The sequence below is a fragment of the Actinoplanes sichuanensis genome, assembly GCF_033097365.1.
GTDB classification, from domain to species: Bacteria; Actinomycetota; Actinomycetes; order Mycobacteriales; family Micromonosporaceae; genus Actinoplanes; species Actinoplanes sichuanensis.
On sequence record NZ_AP028461.1, the window covers coordinates 10,741,460 to 10,759,952 of the forward strand.

At 72.6% G+C, this 18,493-nt stretch carries 13 protein-coding genes; 9 read left to right on the top strand and 4 right to left on the bottom strand.

Annotation, left to right across the window (positions count from 1 at the left end):
• The first annotated feature begins 27 nt into the window (after nucleotides 1–27).
• Genes Q0Z83_RS49430 through Q0Z83_RS49440 form a run of 3 tightly spaced genes read left to right on the top strand, consistent with a single transcriptional unit; the run spans nucleotide 28 to nucleotide 5,530 of the window.
• Nucleotides 28–2,463: a glycosyltransferase family A protein gene (locus tag Q0Z83_RS49430; protein ID WP_317790511.1), complete on the top strand. Its 2,436-nt coding sequence runs from the start codon at nucleotides 28–30 to the stop codon at nucleotides 2,461–2,463.
• A gap of 56 nt (nucleotides 2,464–2,519) precedes the next feature.
• Complete coding sequence (locus tag Q0Z83_RS49435; protein ID WP_317790512.1) at nucleotides 2,520–3,554, top strand: class I SAM-dependent methyltransferase; 1,035 nt, start codon at nucleotides 2,520–2,522, stop codon at nucleotides 3,552–3,554.
• 59 nt (nucleotides 3,555–3,613) lie between these two features.
• Nucleotides 3,614–5,530, top strand: coding sequence for an acyltransferase family protein (locus Q0Z83_RS49440; protein WP_317790513.1), 1,917 nt, complete (start codon nucleotides 3,614–3,616; stop codon nucleotides 5,528–5,530).
• Nucleotides 5,531–5,823: 293 nt separating this feature from the next.
• Here Q0Z83_RS49440 and Q0Z83_RS49445 read toward each other — a convergent pair whose 3' ends face one another.
• Both Q0Z83_RS49445 and Q0Z83_RS49450 read right to left on the bottom strand, forming a co-directional pair.
• Nucleotides 5,824–6,420: a CAP domain-containing protein gene (locus Q0Z83_RS49445; protein ID WP_317790514.1), complete on the bottom strand. Its 597-nt coding sequence runs from the start codon at nucleotides 6,418–6,420 to the stop codon at nucleotides 5,824–5,826.
• A 90-nt stretch (nucleotides 6,421–6,510) separates the two neighbouring features.
• Nucleotides 6,511–8,970, bottom strand: coding sequence for a glycosyltransferase family A protein (locus tag Q0Z83_RS49450; protein ID WP_317790515.1), 2,460 nt, complete (start codon nucleotides 8,968–8,970; stop codon nucleotides 6,511–6,513).
• 82 nt (nucleotides 8,971–9,052) lie between these two features.
• Between Q0Z83_RS49450 and Q0Z83_RS49455 the strand changes: the two genes are divergently transcribed.
• From Q0Z83_RS49455 to Q0Z83_RS49475, 5 genes are read left to right on the top strand one after another with little or no spacing between them, the layout of a single operon-like run.
• Nucleotides 9,053–11,212, top strand: coding sequence for a glycosyltransferase (locus tag Q0Z83_RS49455; RefSeq protein WP_317790516.1), 2,160 nt, complete (start codon nucleotides 9,053–9,055; stop codon nucleotides 11,210–11,212).
• A 9-nt stretch (nucleotides 11,213–11,221) separates the two neighbouring features.
• On the top strand, nucleotides 11,222–11,863 hold the full coding sequence (locus Q0Z83_RS49460; protein WP_317790517.1) for a hypothetical protein: 642 nt from the start codon (nucleotides 11,222–11,224) through the stop codon (nucleotides 11,861–11,863).
• Nucleotides 11,860–13,431, top strand: a complete 1,572-nt coding sequence (locus Q0Z83_RS49465) for a hypothetical protein (protein WP_317790518.1) — start codon at nucleotides 11,860–11,862, stop codon at nucleotides 13,429–13,431. The genes Q0Z83_RS49460 and Q0Z83_RS49465 overlap by 4 nt, the downstream gene beginning before the upstream one ends.
• Nucleotides 13,428–14,384, top strand: a complete 957-nt coding sequence (locus Q0Z83_RS49470; protein WP_317790519.1) for a glycosyltransferase family 2 protein — start codon at nucleotides 13,428–13,430, stop codon at nucleotides 14,382–14,384. The genes Q0Z83_RS49465 and Q0Z83_RS49470 overlap by 4 nt, the downstream gene beginning before the upstream one ends.
• Nucleotides 14,371–14,754, top strand: coding sequence for a GtrA family protein (locus Q0Z83_RS49475; RefSeq protein ID WP_317790520.1), 384 nt, complete (start codon nucleotides 14,371–14,373; stop codon nucleotides 14,752–14,754). Before Q0Z83_RS49470 ends, Q0Z83_RS49475 begins: the two co-directional genes overlap by 14 nt.
• A 166-nt stretch (nucleotides 14,755–14,920) precedes the next feature.
• On the opposite strand, the gene Q0Z83_RS49480 is transcribed toward Q0Z83_RS49475, so the two are convergent.
• The gene (locus Q0Z83_RS49480; protein WP_317790521.1) at nucleotides 14,921–16,183 is read right to left on the bottom strand and encodes a nucleotide sugar dehydrogenase; all 1,263 of its coding nucleotides are present in this window, start codon (nucleotides 16,181–16,183) and stop codon (nucleotides 14,921–14,923) included.
• 23 nt (nucleotides 16,184–16,206) lie between these two features.
• The gene (locus tag Q0Z83_RS49485; RefSeq protein ID WP_317790522.1) at nucleotides 16,207–17,964 is read right to left on the bottom strand and encodes a stealth family protein; all 1,758 of its coding nucleotides are present in this window, start codon (nucleotides 17,962–17,964) and stop codon (nucleotides 16,207–16,209) included.
• A 250-nt stretch (nucleotides 17,965–18,214) separates the two neighbouring features.
• Between Q0Z83_RS49485 and Q0Z83_RS49490 the strand changes: the two genes are divergently transcribed.
• Nucleotides 18,215–18,433: a hypothetical protein gene (locus Q0Z83_RS49490; protein WP_093619993.1), complete on the top strand. Its 219-nt coding sequence runs from the start codon at nucleotides 18,215–18,217 to the stop codon at nucleotides 18,431–18,433.
• Nucleotides 18,434–18,493 lie beyond the last annotated feature (60 nt).

The window sequence follows — 18,493 nt, forward strand, 5'->3', positions numbered from 1 at the left end:
CACGAATCGGGTACGGACGGAGAGTCGATGGCTGAGGCGCAGCCGGTCGCGTTGCTGGACGATCACGTCGCCCTCGCCGGCGCCGGGGCGGAGGTGTCGCTGCCCAACACGGCGATGCGCAACCGCTCGGTGGCCGCCCGCAGGGTGCTGGCCCGGGCCGCCGGGATCGGCTTGGACGAGGTGCTGGAGGCGGCCCGCAAGGGCGACACCCGCCGGATCCGGCGGCCGGTCGATCCGGCGGCGCTGGCCGGGCTGGCGCAGACCATCGCCCTGCAGGACGAGCTGCCCGGCGACCGGGACGACGCGCTCGCCCTGTACGCGCTGATCCGTACCGCCCGCGGTGCCCGCGCCCTGCCGCCGGCCCACCAGGCGTTGCACGTCCAGCTGGTGTACGCGTGGCAGGGGCCGGCCAACGCTCGGCAGCTGCTCGGGGCGTACCGGCGGATCCCGGTGGCGGCCCGCGAGTCGCTGGAGATCGATCTGGCCAACCCGTTCGCCGGCGGTGCCACCGAGATGGAGGCCTGGCTCGCCCGGTTCGGGGCGTTGTTCCCGGCACCGGCACCGATCCTGTCGGCCGCCCCGGAGAAGGCTCCGTTCGACCGGCTCACCGGTTCCGCCGGGCATCCCGCCGAGACCGCCGGGGAACGGGTCACGGTGGTCGTCACCGCGTACCGGCCGGGGGAGGGGCTGCTCACCGCGGTCCGCTCGATCGTCGCCCAGTCCTGGCCGGATCTGGAGATCATCGTCGTGGACGACGCGTCGCCGCCGGAGCACGACGCGATCCTGGCCGCCGCCGAGGACCTCGACCCGCGGGTCCGGCTGATCCGGATGCCCGCCAACGGCGGCACCTACGCGGCCCGCAACGCCGGGTTGGAGGCGGCCCGCGGCGACTTCGTCACCTTCCAGGACTCCGACGACTGGTCCCATCCGCGCCGCGTCGAACTGCAGGTCCGGCCGCTGCTCCTCGACCCGGCCGTGGTGGCCACCACCTCGGAGGGCATCAGCGTCACCGACCGGTTGGTGATGACCCGGCCCGGCATCCGGCGCGGCCGGGTCAACGTGTCGTCGCTGCTGTTCCGGCGGGAGGCGGTGATCAGACGGATCGGCTGGTTCGATCCGGTGCGCAAGGCGGCCGACTCCGAGTTCCTGGAGCGGATCCAGACCACCTTCGGCACCGATGCGGTACGCCGGGTCGCGAAACCACTGGCTCTGATCAGGCTTTCCGAGGGTTCACTGTCCCGGTCGGAGATCCGTGCCTACTGGATGCATCCGGCGCGGACGGCGTACATGTCGGCGTACCGCTGCTGGCACGCCACCACCCGGCCGCTGCACCGGGACCGGGCAGACCGCCCCTTCGTGGTGCCGGCCCACCTCAGCGGTACCGCGGGGGCGCGCCGGTTCGACGTGGTGGTCGCCGCCGACTGGCGGTTCCTCACCGGGGTCCAGCGGTCGGCACTCGCCGAGATCCGCGCGCTGCGGTCGGCCGGGCTCTCGGTGGCGATCCTGCACCTGGAGTCGCTGCGGTCGGTTCACCGGCAGCGGCGGTCGTTGAGCCCCGGAGTCCAGCGGCTGATCAACTCCGGTCGGCTGGAGCAGGTGCTGGAGACCGATGACGTCACCGCCGGTCTGGTGCTGGTCCGGCAGCCGGAGGTGCTGCAGTTCGCGCCCGAGGACGGGTGTGCGCTGCGGGCCGGGCGGGTGGTGATCGTCGCCGACCGGGCCCCGGCCCGGCGAGACGGCAGTGACCGGCGCTACACCGGCGCGGCGGTCTCGGCTGCCGCAACCCGCTTGTTCGGCGCGCCGCCGGTGTGGGCGCCGCAGGACCCTGCTGTCCGGACCATGCTCACCGACCTGAGTTCAGTCGACTTCGACCTTCCGATGGTCGCCGAACCGGTGGATGTCGCCCGCCCGCTGCCGCGCGGCCCGGCCGTCGTCGGGGTCGACCTGTGCGACGCCGGTGAATGGCCGGGTGATCTGGCCGCCGCCCTCGACGTACTCCGCCGCTGCACCGACGCCGACGTGCGGGTGCGTCTGCCGGAGACCCCGCGCCGGCCACCCGGCCTGCCGGCTCACTGGCTGGTCTACGAGCCGTCCGACCTGGACCCGCGGACCTTCACCGCCCAGCTCGACGTCTACCTGCACTTTCCGCCGGAACAGACCGCCGAGCTGATCTCCCGGCCGGCCCTGGAGGCGGCCGCGACAGGCTGCGTGGTCCTCGTCCCGCAGCGACTCGGAGCCGCGTTCGGGGAGGCCGCCGTGCCGTGTACACCCGACGAGGCGCCGTCCCTGGTCCGCCGGTTCCGTGACGATCCGGCCCGGTACGCGGCGCAGAGCATGCTGGCCCGGGCCGCGGTCGAACGTGACCACCACCCGTCGGCCTTCACCGCCCGGATCGCCGCGCTCCTCCCGGCGGCCTCGCCGGCCCCGCAAGGCCCGCCGGCACCTGTCCAGCGTCTGCCGTAACGGGGCCGGTCCCGGCCCCGTTGACCCGTCGGAACTGCATCACGAGGAGTCTCCGCATGAGCAAATTGAGCCGCATCCGTCGACGGCTGCCGCGTCTCACCGGCCCTCAGGTCGTGGTGATGGTGGCCGCCGGCGTCGTCTGCGCCGGTGCCGCGGCCACCGCGCTCACCGGCCGGACCGGGATCGCGACCGCCCTGCTGGCCCTGCTCGGCGGCATCATCCTGACCGGGCTGATGCTGCTGTTCCGGCGGCTCGCCCGAGTGCAGAAGGCCGGCCTGGCCGCCCAGCGCGACCTGCGGACCACCGTCGAGGAGATGCAGCGCCGCCTGGTCGCCGCGGTCGAACGGGAACGCCTCACCGCCGGTGATCGGCACCTCGAACTGGCCGAGGCCATCGCCCGGGTCAAACAACTCACCGACCGCAAGGCCGGCTCCGCCCAGGTGCTCGGCCTGCCCCGCGAGTTCGAGGCCACCGTGCAGCTGTTCCAGGGCTTCACACCGCGGGCCCCGATGCCGTCCTCCGGCGACTTCGCGCTCAACCCGACCGACCTGCTGGAACTGCTGCACCTGATCCGTACCCGCCGGCCCCGTCTGGTCTTGGAACTCGGCAGCGGCACCTCGTCGGTGTGGATCGCCTACGCCCTGGAGAAGGCCGGCGGCCGGCTGGTCTCCCTCGACCATGACGGTGGTTACGCGGCCCGGACCCGCGCCGCGCTCGCGGCCCACGGCCTTTCCGACATCGCGGTGGTACGGGACGCGCCGCTCACCCCGGCCGCGATCGACGGGCGCGACTACCCGTGGTACGACCCGGAAGCGCTCGCCGACCTGCACGACATCGACTTCGTACTGATCGACGGCCCGCCCGCGGCCACCGGGGCGGACGCCCGCTACCCGGCCATGCACATGATCGAGAAGCGGCTCGCCGACCGCGCCACCATCGTGTTCGACGACGCCGGCCGGGCCGACGAGCAGGCCGCCATGGCCGCCTGGACCGAACGGTTCACCGGCCTGACCCGGGAGGGCGAACTGCTCGGCCGGCACGCGGTGCTGGCGTTCACCAGGCCGCCGGCGATGGCTGCCGCCCGCGCCTGATGACTGTCACCCGGCCGGCGGTCGCTTCGCCCAGGGTTCGCCGGGGCACGGCGCCTCCGGTGCACCGGGCCGACATCGAGGGGCTGCGGGCCGTCGCGGTGCTGCTCGTCGTCCTGGCCCACGCCGGTGTGCCGGGGCTGGCCGGCGGGTTCATCGGGGTCGACGTCTTCTTCGTGATCTCCGGATTCCTGATCACCGGACTGCTCCGCCGCGAGTACGCGAAGACCGGACGGGTCCGGCTGGCCCGGTTCTACGCGCGGCGGGCGGTCCGGCTGCTGCCGCTCGCCACCCTGGTGATCGTGGTGACCCTGGCCGGGGCCTGGTACCTGGCGCCACCGGTGCGCTTCGCCACCTGGGCCGGCGATGCCCTGGCCGCGGCCACTTACACGATGAATGTGCGCCTGGACACCGGCGGGACCGACTACTTCGGTGACCCGTCGCCGTCGCCGTTCCAGCACTTCTGGTCACTCGCCGTCGAGGAGCAGTTCTACCTGCTGTGGCCGCTGCTGGTGGCCCGGGGACGGTTCGGGCCGGTGCTGATGGCGGCGGTCACGGTCGGTTCGTTCGCCTGGAGCCTGCACGACACCTCGTATTTCGGCACCGCCGGCCGGGCCTGGGAACTCGGCGCCGGAGCACTGCTCGCCCTGGTCGTGACCAGGCGCCGGCCCCGGCTCGGCTGGGCCGGACTGGCCGCGATCGGCGCCGCCGCCGTCCTCTTCGACGAGACGACCCGGTTCCCCGGTACCGCGGCCCTGCTGCCCGTCCTCGGTGCCGTCGCGGTCATCGCGGCAGGTGGCAACCGGCTCCTGTGCACCGGGCCGATGCGCTGGCTGGGCCGCATGTCGTACGGCTGGTACCTGTGGCACTGGCCGCTCCTGCTCGTCGCCCCGGCCGGTCCGACCGCCCGGATCGCGGTCGCCGTCGCCGCGCTGGGGCTCGCCGTCGTCAGCCATCACCTGCTGGAGAATCCGGTGCGGCATCATCGCGTGTGGACCGTACGGCCCGGGCGGGGACTGCTCCTCGGCCTCGGCCTCTCCGTCACGGCCGCCACCCTGGCCGGCTTCGGCATCCTCCACCCGCCGGAGATCCCGGCCCGGGGTGTCGCGCCCGACGCCGGGAAGGCCATCGCCGCCGCGCCGGACCCGGCCGGCGCCCTCACCCGGATGCTCACCGCCGGGGTCACCGCCACCGACCTGCCCCGCAACCTGCGGCCCACCTTCGACGGCGCGGCCCGGCAACGGCTCGCACCCCAACTCGACGGCTGTCACGTCGGTCTGACCGGACCGTTCCGGCCGAAGACCGACTGCTCGTACACCACCGGCCGGCGGACCGTGGTCCTCTTCGGCGACTCGCACGCCCTCCAGTGGTTCCCGACGATGGAGGCGATCGCCCGCAAGAACGGGTGGCGGCTCTACAGCTTCACCCGCAGCTCGTGCAGCCCCGCCCAGATCGCCCTCGACGAACGCCGGGCACAGGCCCGCTACCTGGAATGCGACGCGTGGCGTACCCAGGTCGTCGGCCGGATCAGCCGGCTCCGCCCGGCGCTGCTGGTGGTGTCGTCCAGCGTCAACTACCGGCAGGTGCTCAACGGCCGGCCCGCCGATCCGGACGCCGTCTGGCAGACCGGCTGGGTCCGCACCCTGACCACGCTGAAGCGTTTCGCCGGCCAGGTTCGGACGATCGCCGACACGCCCTTCCTCACGGTCGCCCCGGCTGACTGCCTCAGCACCAACCCGACCGCCGTCTCCCGCTGCGCGGTGCCCCGGGCCGACGTGCTGCCCGAACCCCGATGGCGCTCCCAGCAGCGCGCCATCTCGGTGGCCGCCGACGTCCCGGTGATCGACCCGGTCCCCTGGCTGTGCACGACCAGATGCCCGCTGATCGTCGGCGACACCCTCGTGTACCGGGACAGCAACCACTTGACCGAGGCCTACGCCCGGCTCCTGGCCCCGGTACTGGAGCCGCACCTCCGGTAGCGCCGCCCGGTCTCCCGCGCGCCGCCGGATCCCTGCCGCGCCGCGTCGGCCGCTCCGATGACGCCACCGAGTGGGACGAATAGAGCGCGCCCCCGCCGTGGGGTGACGGCGGGGGCGCGCATTGCGCGGTGCGGGGGCACCGCGCGGGGCCGGGAGGGGGTTCCGGCCCGTGCTCGCCGGTCTCCGCGAGGTTTCGTCAGAGGAGACCGGAGTCGTACGTTTCGCTGCGCCTTCGTCGCGCCCGCGCTGCGTCTTTCGCTACGCCCGCGGTGCGTCTTTCGCTACGCCTGGGCTCAGAAGCCGAAATCCTGCGTGAAGTAGGTGGTGCCGTTCGCCGAATAGGCGGCACCCACCCCGACCGTCTTGAACTTGCAGTTCAGGATGTTGGCGCGGTGTCCCGGGCTCTTCATCCAGCCCTGGACGACCTCGTTCGCCGACCGGTAGCCCCACGCGATGTTCTCGCCGCCCGGCTTCTTGTAGCCGGCCGCCTTGAGCCGCGTCGAGAAGGTCGAGCCGCCCGACCCCGAGTGGCTGAACGCGCCGGTCTTCGCCATCCAGGCACTGTGGGCGCGGGCCGCCTTGGTGATCTTGGCGTCGACCGTGACGGCGCCGCAGCCGTGCGACTTGCGCTGTACGTTCGTCAGCTTGGCGATGTCGGCCTGCATCGTCGTCACCGGCGTCGCTGCCTGGGCCGGCGACGCGAAGAACAGCACGGCGGCGGCGGGGGCGATGGCGGCCAGGGCGAGGCGGCGGAACATCGAGCGCAAGAGAGACCCTTCCGGAGTACGGCGCCCGGCTGCACCGCCGGGCTCACCGTTCTCTTCGGCCCGCCTCCGGCCCACTCGAATGCCGACCGGTTGTCTCCCCGTCACCATCGGGTTGCCGGCCATGAGGGCCGCCGCCGGAGACCGAGGGCCGCCGCACCGAGGGCCGCCGCACCGCGGGAGGAACCGTGGTGCGGCGGCGGGGCGGTGGGTGGGTCAGTAGTCGGCCGCGGGGAGTGGGGGCAGCACCTGGCCGGAGGCGGCGATGATCTCGCCGGTGATGGCCTCGCCGGTCGGTGGCGGTGGGGTGAGGAAGTCGTCGACGGCTTCCGCGTAGCGGGTGTGTGGGTGGTTCTCGTGGATGAAGGTCAGGCCGCGTTCGCTCTGCGCGCGTAGCGCCTCCGGGTCGCGGTGCAGGGCGGTGACGACGGTGGCGACCTCGTCCGGTTCGGCGTAGACGGCGGCCGGGCCGAACGCCGTCTCGTGTCGGTGCGGGAGGATCGGGATGCAGCCGGCCGCCATCGCGATCAGGATTTCGGGGCAGGTGGCCGGGAGCCGGTCGTCGACCGGCAGGTGCAGGTAGAAGTCGAGTTGGTGCAGGAAACCGCGGGTGTCCAGGTCGGACGGCCGGTAGACGAGCCAGCCGTGCGGAACTGCCGCCGCGGGTTCGTTGCGGTCGAGGACGCGGACGTCCAGGGCCGGCGACGTGGTGGCCCGCAGCCGCTGCCACTCGGCCGGGCCGCCGGCGCAGATGCGGCCGATCACCGGACGGTCGGCGCGTGGTCCGGCGCGATGCAGCCGCCAGCGCCGCGGGTTGACGGTGCCGGGCAGGTCGGCGGTGGTGAGCCGGGCGCCGAACGGGCCGCCGGCGAGGTCGGCGCGGGCCACGGCGTCGGCGGGCGCCCAGTGCGGTTCGACACCGAACAGGCGGCGGGACTCGGCGGCGCAGTGTGCGGCGGCCCGCGTCCAGGTCGGGTCGGCGGCGATGACGACCCGGGCGGCGCGGATGCCCGAGGTGACGGCGGGTGCGAAGCCCACCAGTTCCGGGTCGTGTACCAGGACCAGCCGGGCGTGTACGTCGTCGGTGAGGACCACCTGATCGATCACCCCCGTGTTGATCATGTGCTGGAGGGTGGGATCGAGGCGGGCGGGGTTGCCGGCGACGTTGCCGAGCGTGTTCAGGTGCAGGACGGCCACGGCCCGGCCGGTTCCGGTGAGCGCGCGGAGGCGTTCGGCGACCGGCCAGGCGGTGTCGCCGTGGACGTTCCAGTCACCGGCGAGGATCACGTCGTACGAGGCCCGGCGCAGTCCGGCGTCTCCGGCCAGGCCGCGGGGTGCGGCGAACGGCCGATCTCGGGGCGTGCGTGGCCGTACCGCCGGATCGTCGCCTGCGGTGACCCGGGTGTGCCAGGACTGAAACGCCGAGAGGTACGCGTGTCGCGCCGGATGCATCCAGCCGGGCCCGATGTCCGAGCCGGACAGTGATCCGGCGGTGAGCCGGATCAGGGCGAGCGGCTCGCCGCCGAGATGCCGGACCGCGGGCCGTCCGAAGACCGCCCGGGCCCGTTCCACGTATTCGGCGTCGGCGCCCTTGCGGACCGGGTCCAGGTAGCCGAGCCGGTCGAGGGCGGTCTCCCGACGGATCATCAGCGATGACAGGTTGTACGAGCGGAACTCGCTGAAGCCGGGCCGGGTGACCACCAGGTCCTCGGTGACCCGGATGGCCACCGACGTGGTGGCGACGATCGCGGGGTCGGCGATCAGCGGGGCGGCCTGCCGTTCCAGCCGCAGCGGATGCGACCAGTCGTCGGAGTCCTGGAACGTGACGAAGTCGCCGCCGGCGATGTCGAGTCCGGCGTTGCGGGCCCGGTAGGTGCCACCGTTGGTCGGGATCCGGACGACCCGTACCCGTGGGTCGAGGGCGGCCGCCTGGTCCAGGGCGGATTCGTAGCCGGGGCCGGAGCCGTCGTCGACGACCAGGATCTCGTGGTTGGTCCAGCTCTGCGCGACGAGTGAGCGGACCGCGGTGACGAGTCCCGGGCCGGGCTGGTAGGTGGTGACGATCGTGGTGATCCGGTGCGGCGAGCCGTGCCGGGGCGCCGGGGTGGACCGGATCCGGTCGAACCCGGTCACGTCGGCGGGCACCAGGGTGAGGCCGGGGGCGGGGAACAGTTCGGCGAACCGGGCCGGCCACTCGTCCTTGGTGGCCATGTCCACGGCCAGGGCGGCCCGGATCGGTTCCGGCACCGACGGGTAGTCGGCGAGCAGTTTCGCCACCCGGACCGGGTCGCCGGTGGCGAACGCGATCTGCGCGTGCAGCCCCTGGTGCACGGGCGCGACCCCGGCCGGGCCGAAGGTGCGCAGCAGCGAGTCGAACAGGGCCAGCCCGTCAGCGCGGTCGCCGGGCTGCAGGTTCTGCAGGGTGACGACGCGCGCGAGCTCACCGAGCGCCCACGCGTCGGCGTCCTGGAACAGCCGGCCCTCGCGGGCGGCGGCGATCAGTTCGTCGGCCGGTCGGCGGGCCGCCGCCCAGGCCAGCAGGGTCCGGGCCCCGGCCGACCGGGTGTGCAGGGCGGCCGTGGCGGGACCGGTGGGCGCGACCGCGGTGAGGTTCCGCCAATAGCGTTCCAGCAGGTCCGTCCCGTACGCGTCCGGTGTGGTGTGCTGCCTGCGCATGGCCCCCCTCGACTGTCGGGAGGATCAACGCGTCGGGGCCGGGGTGCGTGACGCGGGGTGTGTACGGTTCGTTGTCCTGACCATGACGGCGACCGTTCACGACGTGGCGATCCTCTCGGACTTCCGCTATCCGGGTGGCACGTCGGCCAGCATCGCCGCGGAGGTTCGGGCCCAGGCCCGGGCCGGCCTGACCACGGTGCTGGTGCATGTGCGCTCGCCGCATCTGAAGCGGGACCGCCCGTTCCATCCACTGATCACCGCCCTGATCCGGGACGGTTCGGCGTACCTGGCCGCGGAGGGCGAGGAGGTCGCCGCGAAGCTGCTGGTGGTCCGGCAGCCGCGGATCTTCACCGAGGAGCCGGCGGCTCGGCCCGCGGTCCGGGCCGGACGGGCGGTGATGGTCCTGAATCAGGCGCCGGGCGACGCCGGGGACCCGGGCCGCTACTACGACTTCGCGGTGATCCGACAGCGGGTGGAGAATCTGTTCGGGGCCGGGATCGAGTGGGCGCCGATCAGCCCGCAGGTACGCGCCGAGGTGCTCCGCGCCGAACCGGGTGCAACCCTGACCGCGATCGACTGGCACGAGATCATCGACGGCGCGGAGTGGTGGCGGGAGCGCCCGGCCCGGAGCGGGCCGCCGGTGATCGGACGGCACGGCCGGCCCGACCCGGTGAAGTGGCCGCGGACCCGGGAGGAGCTGCTCCAGGCGTACCCGGATGTCCCGGACGTGCGGGTGCGGGTGCTCGGCGGCGGTGAACTGGCCGTCGAGCGGCTCGGTCGGACGCCGGCGAACTGGGAGGTCATCGAATTCGGCACGGTCGAGCCGGCCGAATTCCTGCACGGGCTGGACTTCTTCGTCTACTTCCACGACCCGGACCTGATCGAGGCGTTCGGCCGGACGATCATGGAGGCGATGGCGGCCGGTGTGCCGGTGATCGTCGGCGAGCACTTCCGGCCGATCTTCGCCGATGCGGCGCTCTACACCACCCCGGCCGGCGTGTTACCGCTGGTCCGCGAGCTGCACGCGGACCGGGACAGGTACCGCGCGGTGTCCCTGCACGGACGGGAGTTCATCGAGACCAGGTACGGCTACCCGTCCCACCTGGCCCGGTTGGCCGCCCGTGGGATCCGCCCGGACGCCCCGCCACCGCCGGCCCTGCGTGCGCCGCGACCCGTACCGCCGAAGGGTGTGTTGCTGGTCAGTGACAACGGCGTCGGCCTGGGGCACCTGTCCCGGCTGATGGCGATCGGCCGACGACTGCCCGAGGGCACCCCCACCGTGCTGGCCACCCAGTCGCACGGCGCGATGGTCGCCCACCGGGAGGGTTTCCTCACCGAGTACATCCCGTCCCGCAGCGTGCTCGGCCTGCCCCGGAACTCGTGGACCGAGCTGCTGCGCAGCCGCCTGGAGCATCTGATCGACCTGCACCGCCCGGCCGTGGTGGCGGTGGACAGCGTTCCGCACGACGGCATCGTGGCGGCCACCCGGTCGCGGCCCGGGGTCACCTGGGTGTGGGTGCGCCGGCCGATGTGGCGGCGCGACACGGGGGCCGAGTGGATCGAGCGCCGGTCGGCGTTCCAGCATGTTCTGGAGCCGGGTGAGTTCGCCGCGGCGGCCGACGAGGGCCCGACCGTCGACGACCGGGACGGGGTGTTCCCGGTTCGGCCGATCACCTACCTGGATGCCGCCGAGCTGGTCACCGCCGAGGAGGCCCGCGCCGCCCTGGATCTCGTGCCGGGCCGCCCGGCCGCCCTGCTGCAACTCGGTGCCGGGAACATCAACGACATCTCGTCACCGGCCGCCCGGATCGCCCGTCACCTACGCGGCGCCGGATTCCAGGTGGTGCTGGCCGAGTCGGCGATCGCCACCGAGCCGATGCCGCCGGTGGCCGGTGCGCACGTGGTCCGGGTCTACCCGATCAGTCGATACCTGCGCGGATTCGACCTGGTGGTGAGCGCGTCGGGTTACAACTCGTTCCATGAGCTGATCGCCTTCGGGATCCCGGCGGTGTTCGTGCCGAACCGGGAGACCGCCCTGGACGACCAGACCAGCCGGGCCCGGTTCGCCGCGGCCGCCGGTGCCGCACTGATCGTCGAGGACCCGGACGGTGACGACCTGGACCGGGTGCTGTCCCGGGCGGTACGGGCCGACGTCCGCGACGCGCTGCGCCGCCGCTGCGCCGAGGTGGCCCCCGGCAACGGCGCCACCGACGCGGCCGACTGGCTGACCGCTCTTACCTGAGGAGGGCGCATGTTACGTGAGGAGGACGTGATGCCCGACGAAGGCGACATGCAGTCCCTGGTCGTCCGGCTGCGCACGATCGAGCAGGAGCGGGACGCCTGGCGGACCCGCTGCGACGGGCTGACCGGGGAACGCGACGAGGAACGGGAGGCGGCCCGGCGGCTGCGCGGCAGTGGGTCGTACCGGCTGGGCCGTGGCCTGGTGACGCTGGCCCGGGATCCGCTGCGGCTGATGCGCCGGATGCGCCGTGTCCCGGTGGCCCCGCGCCGCAAGACGGTCAAACGCCCGCTCCAGGCCCGGCTGTACGTGGCGATCGGCCTGGACCTGGACCGGCTCCGCGAGTTCACCCAGACGGTCCGCCGCCGGGTGCTGGTCGAGCCGGACCATCGGGCCGTGATCCTGACCGACAACCCGGAGTTCTCCCTGCTGCGCCGGTCCGCGCTGATCCTGGAGTACCTGCCGGACCGGGCCACCTGGGAGCGGCACCGCCCGGACCATCCGTGGGACGTGGTGCTCTCCGAACGGCTGTCCCGGCTGTTCACCGAGCACGACGCGGCGGGTGTGGTGTTCGTCGACCCGGACCGGCCGCCGACACTGCCGGAGATGTTGGACACAACCCCGCCGGGGCGCACGTCGTTGCAGCAGTCATGACCGCTCAAACCGTGACGATCCCGGCGGCTCGGTCACCCGAGATCCCGGACCGGCCGCCGAACCCGCGGCTGTGGGGCCACGTCGCCCGGCGCTGCGTGCTCGTCCCGGCGATCGTGCTGACACCGCTGCTCGCCGTCGCGCCGTCCCGCGACCACCGGTTCAACGTCTACTGGCACGGCGGCCTGTTCCGCGACGACCCGGCAGCGATCGTCTCGCACACCATCGCCAGCGGCGACGCCTACCTGCGGCTCGGTAACTTCCGGCCACTCGGGCGGATGCTGGAGAAGAGCCTCGACCTGGCCGCCTTCACCGGCATGCAGCAGCTCGGGCTGCCCGCCACGGTGATGCTGCGGGCCGTCTCGATCCTCGCCGCGATGCTGCTCACCCTGGCCGTCGTGGTCCTCGCCGAGAGCGTGCTGCACCGCGGCCGGCTGCTCGGCGGCACCCCGTCGACGGTCGCGCTGCTGCTGCCGTACGCGGTGGGCGCCGGTTTCGTCGCGGCCGGCCAGGACAGCACCGTCATCCTCTTCGGTGGCCTGTACTTCAGCACCGCCGCCGTGGTCCTGCTGGTCGCCGCCGTGGCCTGCCGACTGGACCGGCTCCGGTGGTGGAACGGAGTGCTCGCGGTCACCGCCGGAGCCGCCCTGGCGATCTTCAACGAGCCCGCCTACTTCGCCGTCCCGCTGGCCACCGCCGCGGTCCTGCTCCGCGGTCGGTTCGTGCTCGGGATGGGTCCGCGGCAACTGCTCGTCTCGCCCGGGATGCGGTTCGCCGGTCTGCTCTGGGCCGGGTTCCTGCCGGTCTTCGCCACCGTCCGGTGGATCATCCGCGGGTTCTGCTCCGACGGCGGCTGCTACCAGGGGTCGGACCTGATCGTCGACGCCCGCTCGATCCTGCTGCTGCCGGTCCGGATGACCGCCTGGCTGCCGCCGTTGCAGTGGCGGGCCGCGACCGACGCCGGCACCGGGGACTGGTGGCGTGGTGTGGTTCCGGTGGTGGCGGTCGTGCTGCTGGCGGGGCTCGCCGTCCGTACCCACGTGGTCTTGCGGGAAACCGCACGCCCGGATCGCCGGGCGCTGACCGGCCTCGCCGCCGTCGCCGTCGTGATCATCGCCTGCGGCGCCCTGCTGGCCACGCTCAGCGTGGCCGTCCGCGCCGCGATGAGTGGCACGCAACTGTGGGAGCAGGGCTGGCGTGACTCGGCGCTGACCGTGCCCGGCGGGATGTTGCTCGTCGTGTCGCTGTCGCTGCTCGCCGGACGGCGCGCGACCGTCGGCGCTCTGGTCGCGCTGGTGCTGTGCGGCACGGTTTCGGCCACCGCCAACCGGGCCTACGCCGGCGCCACCGCCACCCTGAAGACCGCCCAGCTGGACAACCGGATCGCCGCCGCGATGGGTGGCTTCGAACGGTCGAAGGCCGGCAACGTCCGCCGGTGCGCTCTACTCGACGAGGCACTTCTCACCAACCGGCACAAACCGTTCCTCCAGCAGCGTTACACCGACTCGCTGGATCTGGCCGCCCGCACCCTGGCCGGCGTGCCGTTCTGCGACCGGGCGGTGATCAGGTGATCTCGGTGATCGCGCCGATCTACAACGAGGGGCCGGGCGTCGACAGGTTCGTCGAACGGCTCGGCGAGGTCCTCGGAGCCGCCTCCCTCGATTACGAGCTGGTCCTCGTCGACGACGGCTCGGCCGACGACTCGTGGTCCCGGATCTCCCGGCAGGCGCTGGTCGACCCGCGGGTCCGCGGCCTGCGGCTGTCCCGCAACTTCGGCAAGGAGGCCGCCCTGCTGGCCGGGCTGGACCATGCCGCCGGCGACGCCGTCGTGATCATCGACTCGGACCTGCAGCATCCGCCGTCGGCCATCCCGGCGATGGTCCGGCGCTGGCAGGACGGCGCCCAGGTGGTCGAGGCTGTCAAGCGCAACCGGACCGGCCAGCGGCTCGGCAACCGGCTCGGCTCCCGGCTGTTCAACCGCACGTTCACCAGGTTCACCGGCGTCGACCTGGTCGACGCCACCGACTTCCGGCTGCTCGGCCGCCCGGCCGTCGACGCGCTGCGGCGGATGCCGGAACACTCGTCGTTCTTCCGCGGAACCAGCAGCTGGATCGGCTTCACCCGGGCCACCGTCGAGATCGACATCGACCACCGGGAGGGCGGCGCGTCCCGGTGGACCGTGCGCGGCCTGTGCCGCCTGGCGGTCAACGGCCTGACGTCGTTCACCTCGGCGCCGTTGCACATGGTGACGCTGGCCGGCTTCGGGTTCGCCGTGTTCGCCGTCGTCCTCGGCATTCAGACGCTGGTCCGTTGGATGAGCGGCGGCTCGGTGGCCGGCTTCACCACGGTCATCCTGTTACTGCTGGTGACCGGGACGTTCGTCCTGATCGGCCTCGGCGTCATCGGCGAATACCTGGCCCGCATCCACGAGGAGGTCCGTGGCCGGCCCCGGTACCTGCTCCAGGAGCGGGCCGAATCGACGGTTCCGGAACGCTGGGTGGTCGAACAGCGTGCCGAACGCTGACACCGCGGTACGGATCGTCCGTTACGGGGTGAGTGGCGTCCTGAGTGCACTCACCCATTTCACCGTCGGGCTCGGCGCCTCGGTGCTGGTCGGGATGCCGCCGGTGCCGGCCTCGACGATCGGCTTCGCGGCCAGTGTCGCGGTCTCCTACCTGCTGCAGCGAGCGTGGGTGTTCCGGTCCGGCGCCGCACACACGGTCACCGGGCCGCGATTCCTCACCGTCACGGCTGCGGCCTTCGGCCTGAACACCGCGATCCTGTGGGCCGGGACGTCGCTGTTCGGCGCCCCGTATCCGCTGGTCCAGGCGGTCGCGATCCTGCTGATCCCGGGGCTGAACTACATCCTCAACTCACGGTGGACCTTCATCTGAATTCGGTACGGCTACGAAGAGCGACCGTGGCTGTCCCCGCGAGGTGACTGCCCGCTCCCGGCCTCCAGCGCGACCGCCGGGCTGAATGCGGTGGTCGACGCGATACCGGGCGGCGTGGGTGGGAGGGGTGGCTGGGCGGTGAGGGACGCCCGGCCGCGGCGGTGGTTCAGAGGCGGTGGGCCTCGCGGGCCGTGGTGACGCCCCGGGTGTCGAAGAAGCGCTTCGCGATCCGGGCCAGCTGGTCCGGGTCGTATTGGCGGTGGTTCTGAACCAGGATCACCAGGTCGGCGGAGGCGGCCGCACCCTCCAGGTCGTCGGTGCGGGAGACCGGGACGCCGTCGAGTTCCCAGGTGGTGACGTGCGGGTCGTGGTAGGCGACGGTGGCGCCGAGGGCGGCCAACTGGCGGGCCAGCGGGGCGGCCGGGGATTCGCGCTGGTCGGCGATGTTGGCCTTGTAGGTGATGCCGAGCAGCAGGACCGTCGCGCCGCGGACCGCGTGGCCGTCGGCGTTGAGCAGGTTCTGGGCGCGGCGGGCCACGTAGGCGGGCATCGTCGTGTTGATCTCCTGGGCCAGCTCGACGAAGCGGAACGGATAGCCGAGCTTGCTGCGGACGTTGTGCGACAAATAGTTGGGGTCGATCGGGATGCAGTGGCCGCCGACGCCCGGACCGGGGTAGAACGCCTGGAACCCGAACGGCTTCGTGGACGCCGCGTGGATCACGTCCCACAGGTCGATGTCGAGCTCGTGGCAGAACCGGGCCATCTCGTTGACCAGCGCGATGTTGACGTGGCGGTAGGTGTTCTCGAGCAGCTTCGCGGTCTCCGCCTCCCGGGTCGAGCGGGTCCGCACCACGGTCTCGACGAACCGGCCGTAGAACGCCTCGGCGCGGTCGGTGCAGGCCGGGGTGTAGCCGCCGACCACCTTCGGGGTGTTGTGCGCGCCGTACACCTCGTTGCCCGGGTCGATCCGCTCGGGTGAGAACGCCAGGTGGAAGTCGATGCCGGCGGTGAGCCCGGAGAGCTGTTCGAGTCGGGGCCGGACCTCCTCGTCGGTGGTGCCCGGATAGGTGGTCGACTCCAGCACGACCAGCATGCCGGGCCGCAGGTTGCGGCCGATCGCGGAGGTGGCGCCGAGGACCGCCCGCAGGTCCGGCCCGTCCCCCTCGGCGAGTGGTGTGGGCACGCAGATGACCGCGGTCCGGGCCTGCCCGATCAGGGTCTCGTCGGAGGTCGGCAGAAAGCCGCCGGCCAGCATCTTCTCCACATCGGTGTCGCTCAGGTCGTCCACGTGCGAGCGGCCTTCGGCGAGCGCCCGCACCACGGTCTGGTCGATGTCGAAGCCGAGGACCGACATGCCGGCCCGGATCGCCTGCTGCGCGAGTGGCAGCCCGACATAACCGAGGCCGAGGATGACGACGTCGTAGCTCAAGGGAGTCTCCTTCTCACAAACGGTCAGGCGACGGGCGGCAGCGCCACACCCGGAGGGACCGGCCGGTCGTCCCGGCCGGGGCTCGGCTGCCGGGGCGCCGCGATGGTGCGGACGTTCCGGTGCTGTAGTTCGAACGGCGACGTGAACGGCAGATAGGCCGGCAGGAACTCGGCGACCAGGGCTTCCTGATCGGCGACGGCGGCGCTGTGCACGTCCACGTCGTTGAGGCAGAACGCGTCGACGTCCCGGTTGCGCAACAGCCGTGCCAGCCGGAACGGCGTCACCGGCTCGGACAGGTCGGTGTACAGGTAGCGGATCCGGCCCGGCGCGGCCTTCCCGGTGAGGTACGCGTAGTACTGCTGCAGCGACGAGAGCAGCGAGATGTCGTCGGGATGTCGGAACTGGTGTCCGGCGGTGGCACTCACCTGCTCGCCGAACCGGGCCTCGATCTCGGCGATGACGCTGCGCCGCGACGGGTGCGGGGTGTGCATCATCTTGCGGGTGAGCATCCGGCCGAACGTCTCCTGGATGAGCCGCCGGTTGTTCTTGGCGGCCGAGTCGGCGGGCCGGTCGGCGGGGCCACGGGGCGCGGTGTCGACCCGGGCCGCCGAGGCGAAGAACTTGGTCAGCCCGCCCGGCGTGAAGAACATCTCCGGGGTGACCGGCCGGCCCAGGATCACGTCGTCGTTCAGGTAGAGGAAGTGCTCGGCCAGTCCCGGGATCCGGTGCAGCCGCGACTCGATGGCCTGCGAGTTGAAGGTCGGCAGCCGTCCGGTGTCGCCGAAGATCTCCCGGTGCGACACCACGGTGAGCCGCGGGTGGGTCCGGTCCAGCCAGGCCGGCGCCTGGTCGTCGGTGACCAGGAAGACCCGGCGCACCCAGGGCGCGAAGCAGTGCAGGGCGCGCAGCGAGTAGCGCAGCTCGTCCCGGCTGGCGAACCGCGAGTCGTTGGCGGCCTGGGTGCTGACCTCGCCCACCCACGGGTTCTCGGCCAACGCCCGGGCCTTTCGCCGCTGCCAGTCCGGGTCACCGCCGTCCACCCAGGTGTAGACCACGTCGATCGGGAAGTCGACGCGGTCCGGGTCGACCGAGGTGAAGATCCGGCGGGTGCGGTAGCCGGTCGTGTCGCCGGGTGCGCTGAACGACCCGAACACCGGTTCCGCGGCCACCGTGACCGGCTCGCCGGCCGGGATCGAGTCGGCCACCGGGTTGCGCCGCGGCGAGACCAGCCGACCATCCCGTTCGTTCCAGAACTCGACCTCGCAGGCCAGGTCGTGCCCGAGCACCAGACTGCCGCCCGGGTCGGTGACCGGCCAGCACACCGACACCACCTGGGGGGCCTTCCGGCGGCGGCCGGGCCGGGTCACCCGCAGTGATCCCCGATCGTCGGCGACGTGCCGCCGGAGCGCGGCGAGGGCCTCCGGACGATCGGCGGCCCGGACCGCCACGGCGGTCCGGCCGGCCGCCCGGATCGGTACCCGGAACCAGTCGACACCGGCTTCGTCGAGCGCCTTGCCGACCCGGTCCAGGTTGCTTCGGCGGACCTCGGCGGGTGCGGCGGCCGGGTCGGCGCGGGCGGTCAGGACACCGGCATTCGTCCGTACGCGCAACGTCGCTCCACCGGCGCCGCGGACCCGACCGGGCGCCAGCGGCATGAAGGTCCGTGCCACTCGCAGCCGTCGTTCCGGTGCGACCCGGGGCAGGACTCGCGCCTCGACCGTCTCGAAGATCCGCCGGCGGACCGGCCAGGGGGCCAGCCGCAGGACCTGTCGCAGGGCCACGCCGTCGTCCTTTCGCCGCTCATCCGCCGAGGTGTGCGAGTGGTTCGCGAGGGTTCAACGTCCAGGATCAGAGCGAAGTTGCGGTCTATATTCCCTTTAAGCGTGTTATACGGCTTTGGTGCGACAGTCGTGCCGGAACGTGCCGACCTCACCCCTAGGGGGAACGCATGGGGGTCTCGGCCGATGCGGGCCGTTGCGTTGGAAAGGCATGGTGGAAGAGGTGATGTCAGACGACGGCGGGAGGCCGGCGATGGGTAAGGCGATCGCGTTCGTGGTGGGGCTCGTCGCGGTGGGCTGGGTGGCCAGCTGGCTACTCGGGCCGCTGCTCTGGTATCTGTTCCTCGGCGCTCTGGTGATCGGCGGCGGTGCCGTCCTCTATGCGGCGGCCAAGCGCTCACTGGCCCCCGGCACCCGCACTCAGCGGCGCATCGAGGCGGCCGCGCGGACCTACCGCATGCGGAACCGGTGAGGGACCGGCGATACGGCTAGGCTTGCGTTCGACGTGACCATTCAGACCAACGGGAAGTCG